General features: G+C 57.4%; 15 protein-coding genes and 1 pseudogene. 6 read left to right on the top strand and 10 right to left on the bottom strand.

Going from position 1 to position 23,909, the window contains the following annotated elements:
* Positions 1 to 11: 11 nt before the first annotated feature.
* The gene (locus tag H8790_RS03080; protein WP_187333555.1) at positions 12 to 575 is read right to left on the bottom strand and encodes a hypothetical protein; all 564 of its coding nucleotides are present in this window, start codon (positions 573 to 575) and stop codon (positions 12 to 14) included.
* Positions 576 to 774: 199 nt separating this feature from the next.
* Between H8790_RS03080 and H8790_RS03075 the strand changes: the two genes are divergently transcribed.
* Complete coding sequence (locus H8790_RS03075; RefSeq protein ID WP_187333554.1) at positions 775 to 972, top strand: alpha/beta-type small acid-soluble spore protein; 198 nt, start codon at positions 775 to 777, stop codon at positions 970 to 972.
* A gap of 134 nt (positions 973 to 1,106) precedes the next feature.
* Here H8790_RS03075 and gdhA read toward each other — a convergent pair whose 3' ends face one another.
* Positions 1,107 to 2,459 carry an NADP-specific glutamate dehydrogenase gene (gdhA, locus tag H8790_RS03070; protein ID WP_187333553.1) on the bottom strand — a complete coding sequence of 451 codons (1,353 nt, stop codon included), beginning with the start codon at positions 2,457 to 2,459 and terminating at the stop codon, positions 1,107 to 1,109.
* A gap of 390 nt (positions 2,460 to 2,849) precedes the next feature.
* Here gdhA and H8790_RS03065 point away from each other — a divergent pair, with 390 nt between their 5' ends.
* Positions 2,850 to 3,413 carry a phosphoribosyltransferase family protein gene (locus tag H8790_RS03065; RefSeq protein WP_187333552.1) on the top strand — a complete coding sequence of 188 codons (564 nt, stop codon included), beginning with the start codon at positions 2,850 to 2,852 and terminating at the stop codon, positions 3,411 to 3,413.
* A 52-nt stretch (positions 3,414 to 3,465) separates the two neighbouring features.
* Here the strand turns inward: H8790_RS03065 and H8790_RS03060 are convergent, their stop codons facing one another.
* Positions 3,466 to 4,092: a flavin reductase gene (locus H8790_RS03060; protein WP_187333551.1), complete on the bottom strand. Its 627-nt coding sequence runs from the start codon at positions 4,090 to 4,092 to the stop codon at positions 3,466 to 3,468.
* Positions 4,093 to 4,314: 222 nt separating this feature from the next.
* Between H8790_RS03060 and ade the strand changes: the two genes are divergently transcribed.
* The 3 genes from ade to H8790_RS03045 all read left to right on the top strand — a co-directional run bounded on the left by ade (position 4,315) and on the right by H8790_RS03045 (position 7,893).
* Entirely contained in the window at positions 4,315 to 6,039 is a 1,725-nt protein-coding gene (gene ade / locus H8790_RS03055) for an adenine deaminase (protein WP_187333550.1), read from the top strand.
* A gap of 212 nt (positions 6,040 to 6,251) precedes the next feature.
* Positions 6,252 to 7,031, top strand: a complete 780-nt coding sequence (locus tag H8790_RS03050; protein WP_187333549.1) for a cell wall hydrolase — start codon at positions 6,252 to 6,254, stop codon at positions 7,029 to 7,031.
* 64 nt (positions 7,032 to 7,095) lie between these two features.
* On the top strand, positions 7,096 to 7,893 hold the full coding sequence (locus tag H8790_RS03045) for a TIGR04255 family protein (RefSeq protein ID WP_187333548.1): 798 nt from the start codon (positions 7,096 to 7,098) through the stop codon (positions 7,891 to 7,893).
* Positions 7,894 to 7,944: 51 nt separating this feature from the next.
* Here H8790_RS03045 and H8790_RS03040 read toward each other — a convergent pair whose 3' ends face one another.
* Both H8790_RS03040 and H8790_RS03035 read right to left on the bottom strand, forming a co-directional pair.
* Positions 7,945 to 9,012 (bottom strand): DUF4368 domain-containing protein, encoded by a 1,068-nt coding sequence (locus tag H8790_RS03040; protein ID WP_187333547.1) that lies wholly within the window; start codon positions 9,010 to 9,012, stop codon positions 7,945 to 7,947.
* A pseudogene (locus H8790_RS03035) lies at positions 9,006 to 9,467 on the bottom strand (recombinase family protein); the annotation flags it as partial. The gene H8790_RS03040 and the pseudogene H8790_RS03035, both read right to left, overlap by 7 nt.
* A gap of 575 nt (positions 9,468 to 10,042) precedes the next feature.
* On the opposite strand from H8790_RS03035, the gene H8790_RS03030 reads away from it, so the two are divergent.
* Complete coding sequence (locus H8790_RS03030; RefSeq protein WP_187333546.1) at positions 10,043 to 10,378, top strand: molecular chaperone GrpE; 336 nt, start codon at positions 10,043 to 10,045, stop codon at positions 10,376 to 10,378.
* A gap of 370 nt (positions 10,379 to 10,748) precedes the next feature.
* Here H8790_RS03030 and H8790_RS03025 read toward each other — a convergent pair whose 3' ends face one another.
* The 5 genes from H8790_RS03025 to H8790_RS03005 all read right to left on the bottom strand — a co-directional run bounded on the left by H8790_RS03025 (position 10,749) and on the right by H8790_RS03005 (position 23,907).
* Positions 10,749 to 18,260, bottom strand: coding sequence for a glycoside hydrolase family 97 N-terminal domain-containing protein (locus H8790_RS03025; RefSeq protein WP_187333545.1), 7,512 nt, complete (start codon positions 18,258 to 18,260; stop codon positions 10,749 to 10,751).
* A 47-nt stretch (positions 18,261 to 18,307) separates the two neighbouring features.
* Positions 18,308 to 19,456: a YibE/F family protein gene (locus H8790_RS03020; protein WP_187333544.1), complete on the bottom strand. Its 1,149-nt coding sequence runs from the start codon at positions 19,454 to 19,456 to the stop codon at positions 18,308 to 18,310.
* Between the two features lie 648 nt (positions 19,457 to 20,104).
* Positions 20,105 to 22,063, bottom strand: coding sequence for an FtsX-like permease family protein (locus H8790_RS03015; protein WP_187333543.1), 1,959 nt, complete (start codon positions 22,061 to 22,063; stop codon positions 20,105 to 20,107).
* Entirely contained in the window at positions 22,056 to 22,823 is a 768-nt protein-coding gene (locus tag H8790_RS03010; RefSeq protein WP_187333542.1) for an ABC transporter ATP-binding protein, read from the bottom strand. Before H8790_RS03010 ends, H8790_RS03015 begins: the two co-directional genes overlap by 8 nt.
* Before the next feature lie 103 nt (positions 22,824 to 22,926).
* Complete coding sequence (locus H8790_RS03005; protein ID WP_187333541.1) at positions 22,927 to 23,907, bottom strand: sensor histidine kinase; 981 nt, start codon at positions 23,905 to 23,907, stop codon at positions 22,927 to 22,929.
* Between the last annotated feature and the right edge of the window lie 2 nt (positions 23,908 to 23,909).

The following is a 23,909-nucleotide window of genomic DNA, read 5'->3' as shown; positions in this document are numbered from 1 at the left end:
AGCATTCGCGCTCAGTTCCACTTCACCGTATCCGAGATGTCTTTGCCGTCTTTGTCGTAAAATTTCATTTCATCCAAATCAGAATGCGTCTCCTCAATTTCGCTGTCAATCTCCGTGCAGACAAAAAAATGTTCTTTTTCCGGAATATCCAGGCGATAGTCCCTGCCGTCCAGGGAAATAACTATCTCAGAGATGGCCAAGCCTGAATTCCTGCCGCCAAGCAAATCATACTGTTTGCCGCCGCTTTCCACAACCCGCTCTCTGAAATTTCCGCCTCCATAGCCCGCGGAGTCCAGCCGATACTGCCCTGTCAGCCCTCTGCGCAGTGAAAGCTCGCCCAGCGACTCGTCGATTTCGACCAATACGAACCGGTCCCGCCCGATGTCCACAAAATCGTAGAGCTCGATTTGTTTTCCGATTGGAAAGGACTCACTCCTTCCCCGGTTGACGAACCGCCGGGTGTATTCAATGAGGTTGCTCTGATCCGCCCGGATGGGATATTGGGCGGAGTACAGCCCGGCGGCCGCCGCAAGTGTCAGCAGCGCCGCAGCGGCGATCAGCAGTACCCGTTTCATGCGAGTTCCTCCCTATACAGTCTGTGAGATCAGTATAGCATCCGCCCGGCCAATCCGCAAGCTTGACCGCGTTGATATGCACTTCAAAAATTTACCGTCAAATTTTCAGCATATTCGCTTTCGTTCGAGCCAAACTATGCTTGCGATATCCAAATCGCCTAACTTTCAACAATCAACAAATTAAAAGGAGATTACAATTATGTCCAGTAAGAACAACAACAAGCTCAACGTTCCCGAGGCCCGTGCCGCTATGGATAAGTTCAAGATGGAGGCTGCTTCCGAGGTTGGCGTCAACCTGAAGGAAGGCTACAACGGAGACCTGACCTCCCGTGAGGCCGGCAGCGTGGGCGGCCAGATGGTCAAGAAGATGATCGAGTCCTACGAGAAGTCTCTGTAACCAGACCTCTTCTCTAAGGGAAGGGAGGCCTGCGCGGCATGGCGCAGGCCTCCCGCTTCACCTGAAACAGGCGAAGTAAAAAAGAGGGCGCGGCATATCAACTGATATGCCGCGCCCTTCCTTTGAACGTTTTCTTAGAAAATGCCCTGAGCCATCATAGCGTCGGCAACCTTCTGGAAGCCCACGATGTTGGCACCGGCAACCAGGTCGTAACCCAGGCCGTAGCGCTCGGCGACCTCGACGGAGGACTGATAGATGTTCTTCATGATGCCCTTCAGCTTCTCGTCCACTTCCTCGGCAGTCCAGTACAGACGCTCGGCGTTCTGAGCCATCTCCAGCTCGGACACGGACACGCCGCCGGCATTGACAGCCTTGGAGGGCGCAACCACCATGTGCTTCTGCTCCTTCAGGAACTCCAGAGCCTCGTTGGTGGTGGGCATGTTGGCAACTTCGATGTAGTACTTCACGCCGGACTCGGCAATCTTCTTGGCCCAGTCAAGGTTGACGTCGTTCTGGGTGGCGGCGGGCATGTAGATGTCCACATCCTTGACGCCCCAGCACTTGGTGGCCGGCACGAACTCGCAGCCGAACTTCTCGGCATAGGGCTTGCAGTGCATGGGATCCTTGGCACGCATCTCAAGGATGTAGTTCAGCTTCTCCTCGGTGCTCACGCCCTCAGGATCGTGGATATAGCCGTCGGGGCCGGCAAAATAGGTAACCTTTGCGCCCAGCTCAGCGGCCTTCTTCATGATGCCCCAACCCACGTTGCCGTAGCCGGACATGGCGATGCGCTTGCCCTTGATGTCCTCGCCGTCGTGCTTGAGGGCTTCAACCAGATAATAGACAGCACCGAAACCAGTGGCCTCGGGACGCAGGATGGAACCGCCGGTGCAGACAGCCTTGCCGGAGAGGGCTCCGAACTCGGAAGCACCAACCAGACGGCGGTACTGGCCGTACATATAGCCGATCTCACGGCCGCCGCAGCCCAGATCGCCGGCGGGGCAGTCGATATCCTGGCCGATGTGGCGATACAGCTCGCTGATGAAGGCCTGGCAGAACCGCATGACCTCGGCGTCGCTCTTGCCGCGGGGATCAAAGTCGGAGCCGCCCTTGGCGCCGCCGATGGGCAGGCCGGTCATGGCATCCTTGAAGACCTGCTCAAAGCCCAGGAACTTGATGATGGACAGATTGACGGAGGGATCAAAGCGGATACCGCCCTTATAGGGGCCCAGGGCGCCGTTGTACTGCACACGATAGCCGCGGTTGACATGCCAAACGTGGTTGTCGTCTTCCCAGGTCACACGGAATTCAATGGTGCGCTCAGGCTCCACGATGCGCTCCAGCAGCGCGCACTTCTCATACTCGGGATGGGCTTCGATCACAGGCTCCAAAGAGGACAGAACCTCTTCCACGGTCTGCAGAAACTCGGGCTCGTTGGCGTTTTTGGTCTTTACGTCTTCGAGAACTCTGCTCAGATAAGCATTCATAACAAACAGCCTCCTAATTTTTTTCCGTTCTTAGGCATTATGACGGAATTGCTTTCCATCACTGTCGTCATTTTAACACCGAAAGGTGAGAGAAACAAGTGCTTTTTCTCATGAATTGAACGAAAACAACCTGTTTTTTTCGAAAATATTTCCTCTTCTTTTTGTGCAAGTTGTCCATTTCATACCTTGATATTTAACATGCAAAAGCCTCATACTATGCATATTTTGGTGAATTTTATCTTGCATTTGCAGGATTTATTGCGATTTTTGTTTCTTTTTTGACAAATATCCCCGGTTTGTTGACATTTCCGCCAGACCCTGTATAATGTTTCCTGGTCTCAAATTGATATCGCCGGTAGAAAGCGGCAAATGTGTGAGGGAGGAATTTTCATGCAGTATTATCCCATGCATGTAGCGGGCCTTGACCGCAAGCTGCCCATTTGTAAAATTACGGATGAGCTGTACATAGGCGCCTTCATTATCTTTGGCGACGCGGAGCTGACGGTGGCCTGCGCCAGGGAGCTTTTGAAGTTAGTGGAGGAGGGGAGCTATGACTACATGCTCACCGCCGAGGCCAAGAGCATCCCCCTGATCCATGAGATGGCCCGCCAATCCGGTGCCCGGAAATATTTTATTGCCCGCAAAGGCCCCAAAGCCTACATGCCCGATCCCATCCATGTGGAGGACTGCTCCATTACCACTTCCGGTACCCAGAAGCTGTTCCTGGGCCGGGACGACGCGGAGCTGATCCAAGGCAAGCGGATCCTCCTGGTGGACGACGTGATCTCCACCGGTGGCTCCCTCCATGCCATGGAGGCTCTGGTGGAGCTTTCCGGAGGCACGGTTGCCGGCCGCATTGCCGTATTGGCGGAGGGCGACACCCAGAACCGCGATGACATCAAATTTCTGGCGCCGCTGCCGGTCTTCAACGCCGACGGCACCGTCAAAGCCTGAATATCCGCTAACAAAAAGAGGGCCTGTGCTTGAAGCGCAGGCCCTCTTTTTGTTACTTTTCGATTTTTACAAACTTCTCCGCAGGTGCGTGGCAGATGGGGCAGACGAAATCCGCCGGCAGGCTCTCACCCTCGTATACGTAGCCGCAGACGGTGCAGCGATAGCCGTTGATCTCCACTGTGCGGTAGACCGTGGCAGAGGGCGGGGTGGGTTTTCCCCCGTTGTTGTAGTCGTCTAAGGTCATTACCTTGCCGCCTTTTAGGAGCTCCGCCTCCGTGGCCTCACCCACAAACAGCACGTAATTCCCGATCTCCAACTTCCCTGTGACCCGGCAGCTGACCCGGGAGACCATGTGCTCGCTGAGGTAGGGATTGCCCGCGGCGTCAGCCTCCACGGCGTAGCCCTCAAACTTGTCTCCCACCCGGCCGGACTTGTAGCCGAAGTGCTCCACCAACTCCGTGGGACAGTTTTCAGAGATCAGCGTCACACAGAAGCTGCCCGCTTTCTCCACCGCCTTGCAGGTCTCGTGGTCCCGGTTCAGCGTCACGGTGAATTTGGCCGGATTGGAAGAGGTCACCTGGGCAAAGGAGCTGACAATGCAGCCCTGGCGCTTGCCCTCCGCAGCGGCGGAGATGAGATAGAGCCCGTAGTTCATCTTTGCATATGCCTTAGGATTCATAAAATTCGCCTTCCTTTCTTTTTCCCTTTACCGTTTTTGTCAGTATACCAATCTTTACCGGTTTTATCTATGGTTATTGCAACAGCACAATTTTTCTTTCCAGCGTATGGACAACAGGCCCCGTTTGCGGTATACTAACAAATTAAACAAGGAGGCATAATTTGTTTTAATATTCAAAATAAGTACAACTTATAATATTGAATCTGTAAAGGAGCTGAGCACATGTCGGAGAGCTACGCAGGGAAAATCAACCGCAAACTGGTAAAAAAGCAGCGGATCATCGACGCGGCGGCGGGCCGGGAGCCGGCGGACCTGGTACTGAAAAACGCCACCTATGTGAACGTCTTTTCCAACGAGCTGTGCACCGCTGACATTGCCGTCACCGAGGGGCTGATCGTGGGCATGGGCGACTACTCCGGCAAGCGGGAGGTGGACGTCACCGGCAAGATCGTCTGCCCGGGGTTCCTGGACGCCCACATCCATCTTGAGAGCTCCCTGGTCTCCCCCGGCGAATTCGTCCGGGCGGTGCTGCCCCACGGCACCACCACCGTCATCACCGATCCCCATGAGATTGCCAACGTCATGGGGACGGACGGCATTGAGTACATGCTTCAGGCCACGGAAGGGCTGCCGGTGGACGTGCGGTTCATGCTGCCCTCCTGCGTGCCGGCCACGCCGCTGGATGAGTCCGGCGCCATTTTGGACTACCGGGCCATCGACTCCTTCTACGACCACCCCAGGGTCCAGGGCCTCGCAGAGATGATGAACTTTGTGGGCGTCATCAACGGCGACGAGCAGCCGGTGGAAAAAATCGTGGCCGCCCAGGCCCATCACAAGAAGATCGACGGCCACGCCCCGGACCTTCAGGGCAACGACCTAAACGCCTATATCGCCGCCGGCGTCTATTCCGACCATGAGTGCCACGACCTCTCAGACGCCATCGCAAAGCTGGAGCGGGGCCAGTTCATCATGATCCGGGAGGGCACCGCCGCCCGGAACCTGGAGGCCCTGGTCCCCCTGCTGTGCGACAAGTACTCCGAGCGGTGCATGTTCTGCACCGATGACAAGCACCCAAGCGACCTGCTGGAAAAGGGCCACATCGACTATATCGTCAAGCGGGCCATCTCCCTCGGCGTGGATCCCATCACCGCTATCAAGGTGGCCTGTCACAACGCCGCCCGGTATTTCCTGCTCAACAACCGGGGCGCCATTGCGCCGGGCTACTTAGGAGACTTTGTGGTCATCGACAGCTTTGAATGCTTCCACATTGAACAGGTCTACAAAAAGGGTGAGCTGATGTTCAGCGAGGGGCATTTGAAGGGCTTCCCCATCCCCTCCATCGATCCCTATCTGGAAAAGCGGGCCGCGGACACCTTCCACGTGTCCCACCTCAGCGCGGAGGACTTTGCGGAAAAGCGGCCCAGAGGCATTCTGGGCATGGTGGCGGGCGAGATCACCACGGTGGACGCCGGGTACTCCGACCGCATCGATGTGGAGTACGACATTTTGAAGATCGCTGTGGTGGAGCGCCACAAGAACACCCGTCACATCGGCATCGGCTATCTCCAGGGTTATGGGCTCAAGCGCGGTGCGGTGGCCACCAGCGTCTCCCACGATTCCCACAACATCATTGTGGTGGGCACCGACGAGCAGCAGATGGCCGACGCGGTGAACCGGATCGTGGAGATCGGAGGAGGCATCACGGTCATGGAGGACGGATCCGTCTTGGGCGAGGTGCGCCTGGACATCGCCGGCATCATGAGCAGCGGCACGCTGGTATCCGTCAACGCCTCTTTGGAGGACGCCAAGGAAAAGGCCTTCTCCTTAGGTGTCTCCCACGACATCGACCCCTTTATGACGCTGAGCTTTATGGCCCTGCCAGTCATTCCCACCCTGCGCCTAACCACCCGGGGCGTCTTCGACGTGCTGCAGCAAAATTACGTGTAACCCCTCTCCCCCAGGGGGCCAGGCGATTCAAGAGCGGACGGAGCATGGACTCCGTCCGCTCTTTTCCTCTATTTCCAGGGTTTACAGCTTGTTTCCACTCCCTGCCTTCCCGTATAATGCATTTCCAGAACAGACCGCTTCTTTCCAGCAGGAAGCGCTGTGGCGCCGGCGCTCTCCGCCGGCCACGATTTGTGGAAAGTGAGGACTTTTTTATGATGCGAACATTCTTGTGCGGCTTTGCGGCCGCGGTCCTGCTCACCGGCACCGCCAGTGCCATGGAGCGGGTGGACGTCCAAGTGGATGAAAGCAGCGTCAGCGGCTACTTCAGCCAAGGGACCACCTATGTCTCTCTCCGCGAGGCGCTGGACGCCTTGGGCGGCTGGGAGGTCTCCTGGGACGGCGCCTCCCGCTCCGCCGTCGCCTCCTCCGGGGGCTCAAGGCTGTCGGCCCCTGTTGGCAGCGGCACCGTCACCCTGAACGGCGAGCGCTATGTGAGCGCGGCCAAGACCTTCCTGACCCAGGGCCGTACATACGTCCCCGCCCGGCTTCTGGCCGCAGCCTGCGGCACCTCCGCAGTCTGGTCCGGCGGCGGTGCCGTGCTGAAGTCCCAGGACTTCTCCGAATACACGGATGAGGACCTCTACTGGCTCAGCCGGATCATCAGCGCCGAGAGCCAGGGCGAGCCCCTGGAGGGCCAGATCGCCGTGGGCAATGTCGTGCTCAACCGGGTGGCCTCCGACCAGTTCCCCAATACCATCCGCGCCGTGGTGTTCGACACCAACAACGGCGTTCAGTTCGAGCCCCTTTCCAACGGCACGCTGTACAACGCCCCCACCGCCCAGTCCGTGGCCGCGGCCAAGCTGGTGCTCAGCGGCAGCTCCACCGCGGGCGGCAGCCTCTACTTCTTCGCCCCCGCCCTCTCCCAGGGCACCTGGATCCGCCAGAACCGCACCTATCTGAAGACCATCGGCTGCCACCAGTTCTACCTGTAGGCTTTGTTGACTTTTTCTCCTCCCGGGGATAGAATGGAGAAAACAAACAAAGGAGCCATGCGCCATGCTGTTTTCTGACCGTGAAAGCTGCCGGTATGCCCGCTCTCCCCTGCGCGAGGTGATCTGTCAGCTCCGTTTTCCCGCGATCCTCTCCATCGGCAACGTGGAGCCCGCGGATTTTCAGGAGTCCATCCGGGAGGACTTCCCCCTTTATGCCGCCAAGCAGGAGACGCCGGCGCCCAGGGTAGTGGGCGTTGGGTCGCCGACGCCCAAGCTGGAGACGCCGCCCACGGTGGTCAACTACAACTTTGTCTCCGCGGACAGCCTCTGGAAGATCAACCTGACCCGGAACTTCATCGCCCTGTCCACCCTGCGCTACACCTCCTGGCGGGAGTTTGCCGCCAAGTTGGACAAACCCCTGGCCGAGTTCATCCGCATCTACCGCCCCGCCTTTTTTGAGCGGATCGGTCTCAGGTACGTAAACATCGTCTCCCGCAGCGCCCTGGGGTTGGAGGGCACCCCCTGGTCCGACCTCTTTGAGCGCGCCTACCTGGGCGCATTGGAGGAGCCGGATGTGGCCGAGCGTATGGTCTCCAAGTGCGCGGTGGAGCTGGAGCTGAATTTGGACAGCAGCTGCCGGGCCAAAATTCACGCAGGCCCCGGCATGGTGAAAAACAGTAAACCCGGCGCGCCGGAGGACCAGGAGACCAAGTTCATCCTGGACATGGACTTATCCATGGGCGGCAAGGTGACGGCCAATCTGGCGGCCGGAGGCATGGAGACGCTCCACGGCCACGCCACCCGGCTTTTTGAGGGCGCGGTGACCGACACGCTGCGCCAGGCCATGGGGCCGCTTGATTAACGCCAACTTAAAAAGGAGCGGATCACATCTGGTGCCCCCTGACAGGGGTAACTAAACGGCGGGTCGAATCCCCGGCAGGGATTGCTTCGGCAATTCCTGCCGGGGTTCTTCTATTTCTGCAAGTTCACTGCCCACGCAGCCGATGTCGGTGTAGTAGATCTCCACTGTCCGCTCGGTGTGCTTGGACCACTTCACGGCTTTCTCATGCACCACGATCTTTTGGATAAACAGCCGCAGCAACTCAGGCGTCAGTTCCGTGATGTCTGTATACCGCTTGGCTTTGGCAATGACGCTATCGGTGTTGGACACGGTATCCCTCAACCTCTGGATGGCGGCTTCGTGCTCCGGGATAGCTTGCTTCAGATGTTCCTGCTCCTCCGTATAGCTGCCGGAGAGGTTCTGAAACTGTTCCGTGGTGATATTGCCCAGCACGGAGTCCTCGTACAGCCGCTTGAAGATTGCGTCCAGATCGGCGCTGCGTTTCCGCATAGCGGTCAGGTCCTTGTCCAGCCTTCGAATTTCATGCTGGATTTCAGCAGATTGTCTGCCGCCGATGTACGCGGCAAATTCTTTGGTATGTTCTCTGGCCACAGCCGTTATCCGCCGCAGGTCTTCCAGAACCACATCGTCCAGCACACATTCCCGGATGTAGTGGGCGGTACAGACCTCCGCGCCCTTTTTCTTGTAGGTACGGCAGGTGAAGTGGTTGTAGGTTGCGCTCATGGTATGTGCCCGGTGCAGGACCATGGTGGTTCCGCATTCGGCGCACACCACAAGGCCGGAATATTTGTTCAGTTCCTCCATCTTAGTCGGGCGGCGTTTGTTCTGGCGCACCCACTGGACGATATCCCAAGTCTCCCTGGCCACCAATGCCGGGTGGGTATTCTCAAATACCAGGCACTCCTCCCTGGGGTGTTCGACTTTCCGCTTATCCTTGTAGGACTTGGTGCTATACTTCATGTTGACGGTATTGCCAAGGTATATCTCATTTTCCAGCATACCAGCGATAGTTCTGTCAGACCAACCATAAGGATCGTTCAGATTCAGACTGCTGTGGGCGACACCGAAGGTTTTGTAGGCATAGGCCGTGGGACACAGCACCTGCTCTTTTTTCAGCAACCGGGCGATTTAGCTGGGACCTTTGCCAGCAGCACACAGGGCGAAGATGCGGCGTACCACAGCGGCGGCTTTTCGTCCACTACCAGCTTCTTTCTGTCATTCTCGTCCTTGCGGTAGCCGTAGAGCGCTCTGGTGCCCAGCCGCTCACCCCGCTCTGCTTTGGCACGGTTCACTGCGCGGATCTTACGGCTGGTATCCCGCACGAACCACTCGTTGAACAGGTTCTTAAAGTGCATCAGGTCGTTGCTCTCGCTGCTGTCGGTGTCCACATTGTCGTTGATGGCGATGTAGCGGACGCCGAACATGGGGAACCGTTCCTCGATGTACAGGCCGGTGTGGAGCTGGTTTCGCCCGAGACGGGATAAGTCTTTGGTGATGATAATGCCGATCTCACCGTTCTCCATGTCGGTGATCATGCGCTGAAAATCCGGGCGGTTGAAGTTGGCTCCCGAATAGCCGTCATCCGCGGCCCGATTTGGCTATTGACCGGGTTTGACGAATTCATCAAACCCGATTTTCTGCCCACAAAGGCCGCACGTTGGGTGAGAGCTGGCGATGGGGCACCCATCCCTTTCTCACCACAATATTGGCACACGGGGCGTTGTGTGGCGAACGACGGCCTACTCCAGATTCATTAGAAGATAGATTTGCTTGCAGACGCAGGTGCGCTGGCATTGCTTACTCATGGCGTCACTCCTCTTTTGCTTTCTCAAGACTCCTTTTCACAAAGCAGGTGCCAAAACGAAACACGAGCGGAAAATAAAGTTTTCAACGACGTGAAAACTTAAAACAGGGTGTCGTTGTTGACACCCTGCTGTCCACATTTGGGGGGATTGTCGGTGAAATACGAAAACAGGGTGTCCAAGCAGACACCCTCAAGCTAAAGAAAACCGCTTTCGGCAATGCTGCCGAAAGCGGTTTTGCGATTGATCTGCAATTTTATGAACGACAAAACAATCGACGAACAGACTCTTGAATTGTCTGCCCACTGATGGTAACATACCGCAAACGATTTGAAGGAGGTACGCCGATGCTTCATATTGTCCTTTGGGCGGGAATTTCACTTCTTGCGATTCTGTTCCGTTTGGTCAAAGTCCTGCGGCTCTCCGGCCCGCTGCTGTACGCCTTGCTGGTCCCCACGCTGTTTCGTCAGTGGTATCTGGCTCACACACTCCTGGCCGATGGCATACTTTTCGCTTTGCTGATCCTTGCAGTGGTGTCCTGGGTAGTTTCGCTGGCCAAGTGGATTCGTGCCATCATCTCCTATAAACGAGAAAACAGCGACGCCATTAACCAGATCCGCTGTTTGGGCAGGCTGGCCAGGGAACAGGGTGCCGATTATATTGATATCGTTCTGAAAAATTGAATCAAAAGCGGGTTTGGCAGTATTGCCGAACCCGATCCTGTTAAAAAGGACTTCCGGCAACATTGCCAGAAGTCCTTTTTGTATAACACAGCGAGACGAATAACATTGACAGGCACAATATTCATTCTGCTTTTTCGGTGTTTTGGCGCCGAAAACTTCCGCCTGCAGGCGGCATTGGGGACTGGGGTTTCCCACTGCAAGCGCGCAAAAGATATCTTTGCGCTATGCTTGCGCCAACGCCGCCTCTGGCGGCGTTGGCTTCGGCCCCGCAGAACGGGGTTATTCCGTTCCATAGGTATTTGGTTTCAATAGAAAGAAAACGGCGGAGAACAAAAATGTTCTCCGCCGTTTTCAACTAATTGAGATTTGCTTACTCAGCCATAGCTCGCCACAGGAAGGTGACGATCTGAGCGCGGGTGCAATCAGCATTGGGGCTGAAAGTAGTTTCAGTGGTACCGCTGGTGATGCCTTCCTCGGCTGCCCACAGGACAGCGTCGGCGTAGTAAGCATCGGTAGCCACATCTGCGAAGGGATTAACAGCAGATGCCTTGGGGGATTCGGCAGAACGCCACAGGAAGGTGACAATCTGAGCACGACTGCAATGTGCATTGGGAGAAAACGTCGTGTCGGTAGTGCCGACGGTGATGCCCTGCTCCACGGCCCACAGGACAGCCTTGTAGTAATAGGTGTTCGCGGCCACGTCGGAGAAGGGATTGCCGGTCATGGTAGGCTCAGGGCTGCCCATGGCACGCCACAGGAAGGTCACAGCCTGAGCACGGGTGCAGGTGGCGCTGGGCGCGAAGGTCGTAGCAGTGGTGCCGCTGGTCACGCCGTTCTTCACGGCCCACAGGACGGCATCGAAGTAATAAGCATCCTCGTTTACATCCGTAAAGGGATTGTCCAGAGTCTTGCTCTCAACAAAGGTTGCCTCGACAGTGACCTTGGAAGCGGGCATAGTGAAGGTGTACTTGCCGTTCTTCTCAACTACCTTGACCTTATCGCCATTCTTGTCGAATGCCTTCAGGGTGTCCAGCTCATAGCCTGCGTCAGGCTTTACCGTGATGGCAACTGTGTCATTTTTGGTCGCACTCTTGTGACTGACGGAAATTGTGCCGTTTGCAGCACTCTTCACCGTGATGACATAAGTTGCGGAACTACCGGAACTTCCAGAGCCGCCGGAACCAGAACCACTGCTTTCCGTAACCGTGATGGCCACCCGGGCGGTGAAGCCCTGATAGGAGATGGTAACAGCGGTGTCATCGGCGGTCAGTGCCCGGTCGGGGGTGACGGTATAGTCCGTCACCGCCCGGGAAGTGCCGTCGGAATAAGCAGCGGTGACGACCATGCCAGCTGCGCTGAAGTTCTCGCCAGCGGTGTAGCTGAGCTTGCTGGGAGCCGTTGTGACTTCAATACCGGTTACCACCGGCTCTTCTGCGGAGCGGTTAATGGCGAAGGTATCCAGCACAGTGCCATCGTTGGTTCGGTAAGTGGTGATGCGGAACTGAGAAGCCGAAACAGACACCTCGGAATAGGTGGGAGCGTGCTCCTGACTCTTGACAGCCGCATAGTCAAAGGACTCGTTCTTGATTTCATAATACTTGCTACCGGAGGCGGAGTTAGCGGTAATGTACAGGATATCGTCAGTATCGGTGACGCTGTTCATCTCCGGGGTGTCGTATTCCGCGGGATCGGCAACGGGGGTCAGACCGTCCATCATATAGCTGCGGACATAGACATGGTCATGGCCCTGAAGCACCACATCCACATCCAACGCCTTGAAGATGGGAACCAGCTCATTTCTCCGTTGGAGAATATCGCTTTCTGTGGCATGGTTGGCCACGCTGTACACGGAATGGTGCATAGCCACAACCTTCCAGGAGGCATCCTGGTTCTTGTCGATGGCATTCTTCATGAACGCCTGATGCTCAGCAGCACTCATGTTGTTGACGTTCAGAACCATGAACAGCACACCGTTATAGCAGAACCAGTAGTCGCCGCCGGCATTGGTGCGGCCGTAGGAACTCTCGTTGGCCACATTAAAGTGCTGGCCATAGGCGTTGCTGGCGGAGTCATGGTTGCCCACCACAGTGGCCACCGGCAGGTTATATAACTGCGTTTGCTCCAGATAGGCACTGTACTGGGCCTCATTGTCGGCGGTGTTCACCTGGTCTCCGGCAGACAGCAGGAAGGCTGCGTCAGGCACCTTCTGCGCGGCAGCCGCCAGGGTGGAGGCCCAGCCGCTGTTGTCGCTGGTCAGGTCCCCGCTGGCGCCCAGCTGGGGATCACCCGCAAACAGGAACTTGAACGCGCCGCTTTGCGCCGTGGTGAAGCGATAGACCGGAGAAACAGTACTTCCATTCACAAGCTGATAGGCGTACTCCGTGTCGGCTTCCAGCCCCGTGACAGTACACTGGTTGGAATAGAAGCCGGACTTGTTGCTCTCCGCAGACTGCGCCGTTACCTGCTGCGCATCCGCGGGCATGGCGCCGTCTGCCAACTGAGATGTCTTGGCCACCAGAACCGTGCCCGCTTCCTCTGTGGAAGCATACCAGGAGAAGTTCATCTGCGATTCATTGGATCCGGGAGACAGGGAGATGCTGTTCTGCTCTACTACATGAACCTTTTCAAAAACAAAAGATGTCATATCCATGTAGATGTCAGAACTTTCAGCCCGCCCCTGATGCAGTTCCACGGCCACGGTGTTCTCGCCTGCTTTCAACAGGGAAGCGATGCGGGCGGCACCAGTGGCAGAGATGATGCCCACCTTGGGGTCAGAGGCGTTGGAACCGCCATATTGCAGGTTTTCCGTGATATTGTCCGCATCAAAAGCGGCGATGACCTGGCCGTTGAGATAGACGATCGCGGCATCGTCATAGGTAATGCTGCCGGTGATGGCCTCAATGTCCGAGGGGTTGTCCACGGTGACTGTGGTGCGGAAGAAGAATGCTTCCTTATCGGTTTTGCCGTCAGCTTTGTACTGGCGCAGCAGGGTGTTGGGGACACAGCCTCCGCCCAGGTCGGACACAGCGCCCTTCTTCGCGCCGAAGCTGCCCTTGCCGACGGACCAGCTGCTGTCATCAAAAGAGGGCAGCGTCCAGGCCGTGCGGCTGTCTTTCCCGGCAGCGGGATCTGCTCCGTCATCCAGATAGCGCCAAATGGTGTCAGCCGTGGTGATCTCCCGCTGGACGGACTTTTCTGCCACGTTTTTCAGCACGGGACGCCCTAAGACGGCATCCATGCTCCACACCTTGTCGAAATCCCAGCCGATATCCGCATAGGTCGCCTGCTGCTTCAGGTCTGCTGCGGTCTTGTCCTGTCCGTTCTTGTTGTTCAGGGCTCCGTCGGTGATGACGGCGCCGTTCACCAGGATGTCGCTGCAGGCCAGGTTGTTCTGATAGGTGGTAGCTTCGTCCACCCCGTTGTTGCGGCCACAGATACGCGCGGAATTATTGGATGCACGCAGAGAGCCGTTCAGCGCTACATTGCCGGTCATGCGGGTGCCGCTGTAAGCATAGCCGCTGATAAAGCCGATATTATTATGACGAGAGACATAATCGCCGGCTGCGTAGCAGTTGACCACCGAGGCGGTTCCGTCCTGGTTCCAGGAGGTGATGCCGCCAGTCTCATAGTTGGATTCCAGCGCGCCTATAAAGTAGCAATTTTTGATGGTATTGTAGTTTTCGGAGACCAGGCCGCCATTGCGGTGCCCGCCAGACACGCTGCCCAGAGCATAGCACTCCTCGATAGCGCCGTAGTTTTTGACGCACAGAGAGGCACGCCAGCTATTGTCCGAGGTGTAGGGGCCGTCGATCAGCACATCGGTGAGACCCATCTGCCGGATGATACCGTTGTTCTGGAGAATCAAGGCAGCGGAGGCATCGGTATTGCTGACGCGCAGGCCGGTAATGGTGTGGCCGTTGCCGTTGATCGTGCCGTTCAGTACAGGGATGGGTCGGAAGGTACCGCTGAGGGTCAGATCTGCATTCAGGTTGAAGGAGGCGTCGGGGTGCTGGCGAATCAGGTCCATATCCTCCACGGTGTTGATCTCATACGTCTTGCCCTCTTCCGGTTCATAGCTGATGGGTGTCTTGGTCAGACGCACCACATAGCCGCCGCCGGAGCGAATCTGGGCCGTAAGGCTGCTCTCTTTTGTGACCTGCTCAACTCGGCGTTTCACGGTGGCTGCCACATTCAGGTTGTCATAGTAGATATCAGCGTACCAGTCACCCTCGCCCAGGAAGTCCAGATCAAAGGTCATTTCCTGTGCGCCGTTGGCGGAGTTCTGCACCGCCAGATACCAGTCTTCGCCGCTGCGGCGCAGATAGGCTGCCGCCTTACCGATCTCAGACTGCTCCAGCACGGTGGTCTCATCCCAGACGCTGGGGACGGCCTTGATGAAATCCGTATAGACTTGGCCGACCATGTTCTTGGGATTCTCGCTGAACTGGAGATAAGGGGAAGTCATGATCACCGTGTTGGCCAGCATGTGGACCCAGGAAGCGGAGCCAAGCTTACTGCCATTGGTGAAGTTCATGGGAGTGTAGTCCGCGCCGCCGGCCAGCAGACGGGTAAAGGGCAGAATGGCATTTTCATTAGGGTCGGTTTTGTACTGCAGACCCCGGATGGCCTCGCGGGTCATCTCGTTGGGGTAGGTGCGGGACAGGCCGGAGGGTTTGGAGGGGTTGTGGTAACTGACCATGATCTTGTATTCTGCGGCCAGTTTGTTGAAGTTTTCATAGAAGCTGACCTTGTCGGGTGCTTCGCTGTGGATGTGATCGATCTTCACGCCCACCACGCCTGCATCCTTACAGCTTTGCAGAAAGGCGCGGGCGTTTGCCTCCACATAGAGACCGCCGGCGTAGCGCGTCGTGGGGGCATCCTCCCAAATCCAGATTTTCACGGGGTTTTCCAGTTCGGCGCTGTAATCGGCGATCTCTTTGATGGCCTTAAACTGCTGCTCCAGAGTGTCGCCAAAGCCGGTGCGGGCCTCAATCAGGTTGAACTCAATGCCCAGCTGAGAGGCATACTTGCTGTACTCTTTGTAGCCCTCCACCGTAGAGGCGCCGCCGCCCTGGGTGGTCCAGACGGAACGGCCGGGCTGGATGTAGCTCTTGTCGGTAAACAGGCTCTCGTCCTCAGGCTCGGAGACGTTGGTCACCATGTCGCTGTTGACAAAGTCCGTTAGGTTATCGGCGATGATAGCCACCCGCCAGGGAGAGTCTTCCTCGGTGGTAAAGGTCTTGCCGTTGGCATCCCAGTATTCCGCCTTCAGGACCCCGTCCCCCTCGGCCCGCAGGCCCATGCCCGACCAGTCGTAAATGTTGGCCTCGGTAATGCAGACGTAAGCGGACTTGTCAGCCAGCTGGAAGGTGGGCAACGCGCACAGCAGGCGGCCCTTGCCGATACCTGCCACGGTGGAGGCGGTGGTCACACCCTGCATATTGCGGATGCCCTCGTAGCTCTCGGAGCCGTCGGCATTGTCGCCGTACTGGAAGAATGCCTTGGCGCTGGTGGGCAGGGCAAAGCGGGTGTCATCCCCGGAGATGGTGACGGAACCGTCAGGCATCACATACTGAAAGGCAATGCCGTCATCATAGGCGCGGACATTCAGCGTCATAGCGGCTCCATCCTCATGGGTCACAGAGAACGCTGCCTGGTTATAATGGTTGCGGGCGGTGGTATGCATGCCGCGGGTGGCATAGGTCTCATTGTCCGTAGTCATAACCGGATTGCCCAGGGTGATATCCTGACCCATGTCCACACCGTTTACGGTCAGGCCCAGAGATGCGCGCAGAAGAACGTCAGACTCATTCAGGCGGACGGAGTAGCCCAGCTCGTTGTCAGCAGTCACATAGACCGTAGCCACCAGATCCTGGTCGGGACTGGAAACGGTAAAGGTCTGCTTGTCCGGCTGCTCGACATCAACTTCAGGTGCCTTCTCGCGGCAGCTGCGCAGCGCGGGACGGCCCAGGGTCTCGTCCATGGTCCAAACGGTGTCAAAGTCCCAGCCGATAGCAGCGTAGGTCTCCTGCTGCGTCAGCTCTGCGGCAGTCTTGTTCAGGCCGTTTATGTTGTCGGCGGCGCCGTCGGTGACAAGCTGGCCATTCAGGGTCACATCCTCGCAAGCGAGGTTGTCGGTATAGGTGGGAGTGCCGTTATTGCGGCCGCAGATGCGGGCATAGTTTTTGGCACTTTCGGTGGTCAGTGCGCTTCCGCTGAGCACCACATTGCCCTGGTAGAGGGTGCCGGTGTAGCCGTAGCCACCGATGAAGCCGCTGTTGTTGCTCAAGGTCGTGATACTGCCGGACACATAGCAGTTTTTTACAATACCAGTAGTCTGGTTCCAGGCAGTAATGCCGGCCGTCTCGCAGCCGCCGACCACATCACCCTTGAAGTAGCAGTTCTGGATGGTCTTGTAGTTTTCGGCCACAATACCGCCGGCGCGGTGGCCGCCGGAAACATTGCCGGTGACAAAGCACTCCTCGATGGTGCCGTAGTTCTGGAAGCACAGGGGCGCCCGGCGGCTGGTTTCAGGGGTGCCGGGGCCGGTGACCTCCACATCGGTCAGAGCCAGACGGCGGATGGTACCTTCATTCTTCCGGAACAAGGCATCGGTCTCGTCAGACGTACTCAGCTCATAGCCGTCGATGCTGTGTCCGTTGCCGTCAAACACGCCAGAGAAAGTAAACACAGAGGGGATGGCGCCGTTCACCGTGATGTCATCGGTCAGCTGGTAGTAAGCTTCGGCATAACCACCTACACTGCTGTTGATGGCGGCAATGACCAGCTTCAGATTCTCTTCATCCGCGATGCAATAGGGGGATTCCTCGGTACCGCTGCCCTCAGGCATGGGGTACTCCACAGCATCAGCCGACTCAGGGCAGCTGCGCAGCGTGGGACGGCCCAGGGTCTCGTCCATGGTCCAAACATTTTCAAAATCCCAGCCGATAGCGGTGTAGGTCTCCTGCTGCGTCAGTTCTGCGGCAGTCTTGTTCAGGCCGTTTTTGTTGTCGGCGGTGCCGTCGGTGATCTTGCTGCCGTTAATCAGAAGGTCCTCGCAGGACAGATTATTCTGGTAAGTAATGGGGGTACTCTTTTCCTTACCGCAGATACGGGAAATGCTTCCTTTCGAAGTCAGTGCTCCATCCAGAGCCACATTTCCCTTCAGGATCGTCGGTGCGTAGGCATAGCCCGTAATCGCACCGATGCTACTGTTAGTGGCACTGCCAGTGACCTTTGCATAGCAGTTAGTGATGCTGTTTGCCGTCTCGGCACACCAGGCTACAATGCCGCCGGTTTCCCAGTTTCCGGACACGCTGCCGACAAAGTAGCAGTTCTCCACCGTGCCGTAGTTTTGGGTAGCAATGCCGCCGACCCGCCATCCGCCAGACAGGCTGCCGGTGGCATAGCAGTTTTCAATGGCACCATGGTTTTCAATGGCGAAGGCGGCCCGCTTGACGTCGCCGCTACTGGGCGTTCCGCTGATGGAAACATGGGTCATGCCCAGGTCGGAGATCGTACCGTTATTGGCCAAGATCAACGCAGCCTGAGTGGTACTGCTGTCCACCGTCAGGCCGGAGATGGTATGCCCGTCGCCGTCCAGCACGCCGGAGAAGGTGGCGATGGGGGTAACCTCTTCTTCCAGCTCAATATCTTGGGTAACCTGATAATATGCATTGACAAAGTCGGCGGCGCCAGTGCCGTTCAACTGCTCTGTCATCAATGCGAGGTCATCCTCGCTGGAAATCTGATAGGGATTCTCTGCCGTGCCTGCGCCGCTCAAGCGGTTGTCAGCAGCTGCTGCGGGAACGACTCCCACCATCTGAACAACCGTGACCAGGCTCAGGAACAACGACAAGAAGCGCTGCGATTTTTTTCTCATTGTTTTAACCTTGCTCCTTTTCTATATCACTTATTAGGATCGTATATTTACACCGGCGCTTCTCCGGGAATTTTCAGTTTTGGAAAGACAACTGCTGCGGCCAAGGAGGCCAAGGGCACCGTCGCGATCACAGCGCAGGTACTGCACAAGCCTTGCGCCAGCTCCATGGACACATAGTCGGAATTCAGCAGTTGGCTGCTTTGGACGCCATAGGCAAATAGGCTCAGCATGGTAGCCAGCGCACTGCCGGCAAAGGCGAAAATCAGGGTATTGCTCATGGTGCCGATCATATCCCTGCCGATGTTCATGCCGGAGCGAAAAAGCTCGCTGGCAGAGAGCCCCGGCCGGTTAACCCGCAGTTCCCACAGGGCCGACAGCAGAGAGACCGCTACGTCCATCACCGCACCCAGAGAGGCAATCATGGTGGCCGTCAGCAGGATGCTTTTCAGCCGCAGTCCCGTATTTTGGGCCACTACGATCAGGCTTTCGGCGGGATCGGTCTGAAAGCCGCTGATATGCAGCAGAAAAGCAAAACCAGCAAACAGTGCCACCGCTGTACACTCTCCCGCCAGTGTTACCGCAGCGGATAGCCAGGCCCGAGCCGTCAGTCCATACAGCAGGGTCAGGGTTACAGCGGTAGAGGCCAGCACGGACGCCAGTCCCACTGCAACGGGCGAGGCTCCGTTGTAGATCAGCGGAAGTGTGAATTGAAGCAGTATGAGCATGGAGAAAAGGATGGCCAGAGCCGCATCAAATCCTTTTCGACGGCCCACCAGCAGCATTAATCCCAAAAACACGCATACCAGCATGGCCGCAGAGACTGTACGGTCATAGTTATAAACAGTATAATAGGGCTCGACCCCCTCCGGAGCGTCCACGCAGACAATGATATGGGAGCCAGCCTTCGCCAGAACGTTATGTACGTCTGTCAGGTAGTTGTCCACCTGGATTGTTGTTCCGCTCTCTAAAGCAACTTCCAGGGTTTGCATTCCCAGCTGATGGGAGGCTTCCACACTGCTGGGCGAGAGTTCTTCGTTCAGAACCGACACCACAACGCCGCGTTCGTAACGGATTGCATTTGCCGTTAAACTCTGGTATGGATTCTGCGGAACCGGAAAGCATACCAGAAGCACCATAATCGCCGCAACAGCCAAGTATAGGATGCCTCTTTGAATTCGGCTTTCTTTTGTCGTCATAGAATGGTTTCTCCTGTTGGTTTATCTCATGTTCATCATGTGATTGAAAGGAATTTTCGGTTGACAGCAAGAGGGTCAGTAACGCCGGTAAATATGTCCCGCAATTGCGAGTCACAATAAGTCACCAAGCTAACAGAGCAATTCTTCCATAGAGTATACTTGTGGTACGCTAAATCTGAAACCATCCTTTGGTAAAATAGCCGAAAATTATATGTAAATTCACACAGGAAGCATGCCTGGTACGATGACAAATCTGTTCACATCTCCGTGCCGTTGGGGCTTCAAAATGGAGATGGAAGAATCGGTTTTCCTGCGGTCCTTTCGCACGTTTTTGGACGATATATACACACCTCCCAGTCCGTTCTTGGTGCACTGGCCGGGGGTTCAGGTTTAAAAACAGTTGCCTTTTCTCCGCTTTTGAGCCCAAAAAGGTAGGGGACATTTGCTGTGATACGCAAAAACCACCTCGCTTAATGTCATGGTATCGGGAGGGCGAAAGCTGAAAAAAGCCTGCCGTATCTGAAAACCATGACACGGGCAAGGAAAACCATTCGGTTTCCTTGCCCGTGCCGCTCTGCTCTGTTCGATTTCTGTTGTTGTCCCTGTGAGGGAATACCTTCTGTGATCCGCTCCTTTTTTTTGCTTTCATCAAAACCCGGGCTTTTGCACGATCCGGTAATAGGTCCGGGCCGTGGCCCAGTACACCAGCGCGTAGATGAGGCAGAAAGCCAGCAGCGTTCCGGCAGTGCACAGGGCAAACAGTGTGGTGTTGGTGAGCTGAAAGAGCTTCAGCAGCTTGGAGATCATTGGAAAGGCCGCTAAGATATGGAGCCCCGCCATGGCAAGGGGCAGGAAGAACACTATGAGAATCTGGCTGCGGATGGAGGAGCGGACCTCCCGGGGACTCATGCCCACCTGCTGCATGATCTCAAACCGCTTCCGGTCTTCATACCCCTCCGAAACCTGCTTATAGTATATGATGAGGACGGTGGCCATCAGGAACAGCAGGCCCAAAAACAGCCCCAAGAACAAAAACCCGCCGTACATGGCATAGATGTCCAGGGCGTTGTCCTGGCGGCTGGTGAGGCTGAAGGCGCCGTCTGAGGAGCCAAGAATGGCGTTGGCGCAGGCGATCTTCTCCGCCTCGGTTCCGTCGATGTCCATGCGGATGCGAAATGCGGTGTACCCGCCGCCCGCCGCCTCCTTCACGCGCTCCACCACGTCCTCGTCCGCAACCACCAGCCCCACGACCTCCATGTTGCTGACCACGACGGCGTCATTTTCCTCCACAAACCCCTTCAGGTGACCCTTGACCTGAAAGGGGAGCCCGCCCACGCTCAGGGCGTCAGGGAGGTCCTGGTCCAGGGAGTGGGCCAGCACCTCCCCCGCAGCCAGGGAGACGGTCTCACCGGTCAGGCGTCCGTACTCATCGGCTGTAAAAATCTCCAGCTCGACCGGCGCCCCAATGGAGGCCGCGAAGTCCACCGTGCCGCCGCTGCGCCACCCTCTGAGAGTGGTGAGCGTATCATAGCTCAAATATTCCACCTTCCGTCCCGAGGCGGCCACCTCCTCCTGCACCTTCGCAAAGGTACCCTCCGGATCCGCTCCCTGGCCCTCCAGGTACTCCGTCACTTCTATGTCGTGGGGGAACATGGCGTCAAGTGAGCTCTCCGCCCCAAGATAGAGGCAGACTGTGGAGGAGACCGTCACCAGCACCATGGTGGCCAGAATGCAGATGTTGGCAAGGCCCACGGCGTTTTGCTTCATGCGGTAGAGCATACCGGCCACGGCGGTGAAGTGATTGGTCTGGTAGTAGAATTTCCGGTTGGCCCGCAGCCGCTTGAGCAGGGCGATGGAGCCGGCGGTGAACAGGCAGTAGGTGCCCAGCATCACCAGGAGCACCGCCACGAAAAAGAAGACCAGCGCCTCCGTCGGGTCCTGCACCTTCAGGGCGATTCCGTACCCGCCAGCCAGGCTCACCATGCCGATGAGCGTCAGAAGGAGCTTTGTCTTTGGCTCCCGCTCGCCCACGCTGTCGCTGTGGAGCAGCTCGATGGGGCGGGAGCGGCCCAGGCGGACCAGGTTGCTCACCAGCGTCAGGAGGAACAGCGCCGCAAAGAGCGCCGCCGTGTATCCTATGCCGGGCAGGCTGATCTCAAAGCCCATGACCACCGGGATCCGCACCAGCTTCAAAAGCAGCAGCAAAATCAGCTTGGACAGCACGATCCCGGCCAGCAGCCCGCCCGCCATGGCCGCTGTCGCAGTCATCAGCGTCTCCCACACCATCACGTGGGCGATGTGCCGCTTTTCCATGCCAAGGACGTTGTAAAGCCCAAGCTCCCGCCGCCGGCACTTCATCACAAAGCTGTTGGCGTAGAGCAGAATCACTGCGGCGAACGCCGCCACGATGATGCATCCAAGGTACATGAGCGACTGGAGGTAGGCCGCGCCCCGGACCGAATCGATGAGGTCGTTCCAGGTGAGGAAGCACAGGATGTAGAACATGGCCGCCGTGCCGCCGCAGGATAAGAGGTACGGCCCGTAAAACTGCCAGTTCCGGGCCAGGTTCACCACAGCCATGCGGGGATAGAATCCACTTTTACGCATGGAGGTCACCGCCTTGCGCCAGCAGCGTCAGCGTGTCGGAAATCCGCCGGAACTGGGACTCCTGGCTCTCGCCGCCCCGGTAGAGCTGATGGTACACCTCGCCGTCCCGCAAAAAGAGCACCCTTTTTGCGTGGCTGGCCGCCTTGATGGAGTGGGTCACCATGAGGATGGTCTGGCCGCTTTCGTTGACCTGGCCCAGAAGGTCCAGCAGGTGGTCCGAAGCCCTGGAGTCCAGGGCCCCGGTGGGCTCGTCGGCCAGGATGATCTGGGGATCGGTAATCAGCGCCCGGGCCATGGCAGCGCGCTGCTTCTGGCCGCCGGACACCTCGTAGGGAAACTTGGTGAGAATCTCCGTGATCCCCAGTTTTTCGGCAATGGGGGCCAGCTTTTTATGCATCAGGTCATAGTCCTTGCCCGCCAGGACCAGGGGCAGGAAGATGTTGTCCTGGATGGAAAAGGTGTCTAACAGGTTGAAGTCCTGGAACACAAAGCCCAGGTTGCTGCGGCGGAAGGTGGCCATGTCCCGCTCCCGGATGTCCGAGAGCGCCTTGCCGTTTAAAAACACCTCTCCGGAGGTGGGGCGGTCCAGGGCCGCCAGGATGTTCAGAAGCGTGGTCTTGCCGGAGCCGGACTCGCCCATGATGGCAACGTATTCCCCCTCTTCCACGGAGAAATTTACGTTGCGCAGTGCCTCCACCTGATTGCCGCCGAAGCGGGTGGTGTAGATTTTTCGCAGATGGCTGACTTCCAAAAGTGACATATTGTTCTCCTCCTTTTGTTCCTGACCATCATAGCATGGGGCCGGACTGTGCTGCCATCGCTTTGGCTTACACTCCGGCCCCCAATCTTACACTTTTGCAAGGTTACTCCAAGACCTGCTTTCCCTCTGGCAGCAGCACCCGGACAATGGTCCCCTTCCCCGGCCGGGACACGATGGAGATGGAGCCGCCCAGCTTGTCCAGAATCCTCCGGCAGAGGTACAGCCCGATACCGGTGGATTTTTTCTCCTGCCGGCCATTTTGCCCTGTAAACCCTTTTTCAAACACACGGGGCAGGTCCTCCTCCCGGATGCCGATGCCCGTGTCCGACACCACCAGCGTCTGCCCGTCTCCGTAGACGCGGACCTCGCCGCCCTCCGGCGTATACTTGATGGCGTTGGACAGCAGCTGGCCCACCACAAAGGAGAGCCACTTTTCATCGGTCAGCACGCTGCGGCCTGTCCCGTCAAAGCGCAGGGAGAGCTTTTTGAGCACAAAGAGCCTTGCATACCGGCGCGCGCAGGCGCGGACGATCTCGTCCAGGCTGCACCGGCGCAGCACATAGTCCGTGGAGTCGCTGCCCAGCCGGAGATAGGTCAGCACCATCTCCACGTACTGCTCGATCTTCAAAAGCTCTGCGCCCAGCGCCTCCCGGCTGGCCCCCTCCGTCTGGAGCAGGAGGCTCATGGCGGCCACCGGCGTTTTGATCTGATGGGCCCACAGGGTATAATAGTCCAGCATGTCCCGGTATTTGTCCTCTCCCTCCGCCACGATCCGCGCCCGGTCCCGGCAGACGGCGCGCACCAGCGCCTGGTAGTCCGCCTCCAGCGCGCCCTGAGGCGGCGGGAGACAGAAGGAGAGCTCCTCCACATTCTCAAGCAGCCGCTTCAGCTCCCGGTGCGTGCGCAGATACCGCCGGTATCCCACCGAAAAGAGGACCAGCCCGATCACAAGGCAGAGGGCGGCAGAATAGAAGACCGCCTCCGCCGGCAGGTCATAGAGGGAAAAGACCGACGCAAACACGGCGGCGAACAGGGCCAGCATCAAGATCAGCTTGTACTGGCGCTTGATATAAGAAATCAGCATAT

This window comes from Oscillibacter hominis (assembly GCF_014334055.1).
Lineage (GTDB): Bacteria > Bacillota > Clostridia > Oscillospirales > Oscillospiraceae > Oscillibacter > Oscillibacter hominis.
This window is presented reverse-complemented; position numbering and strand designations above follow the sequence as displayed.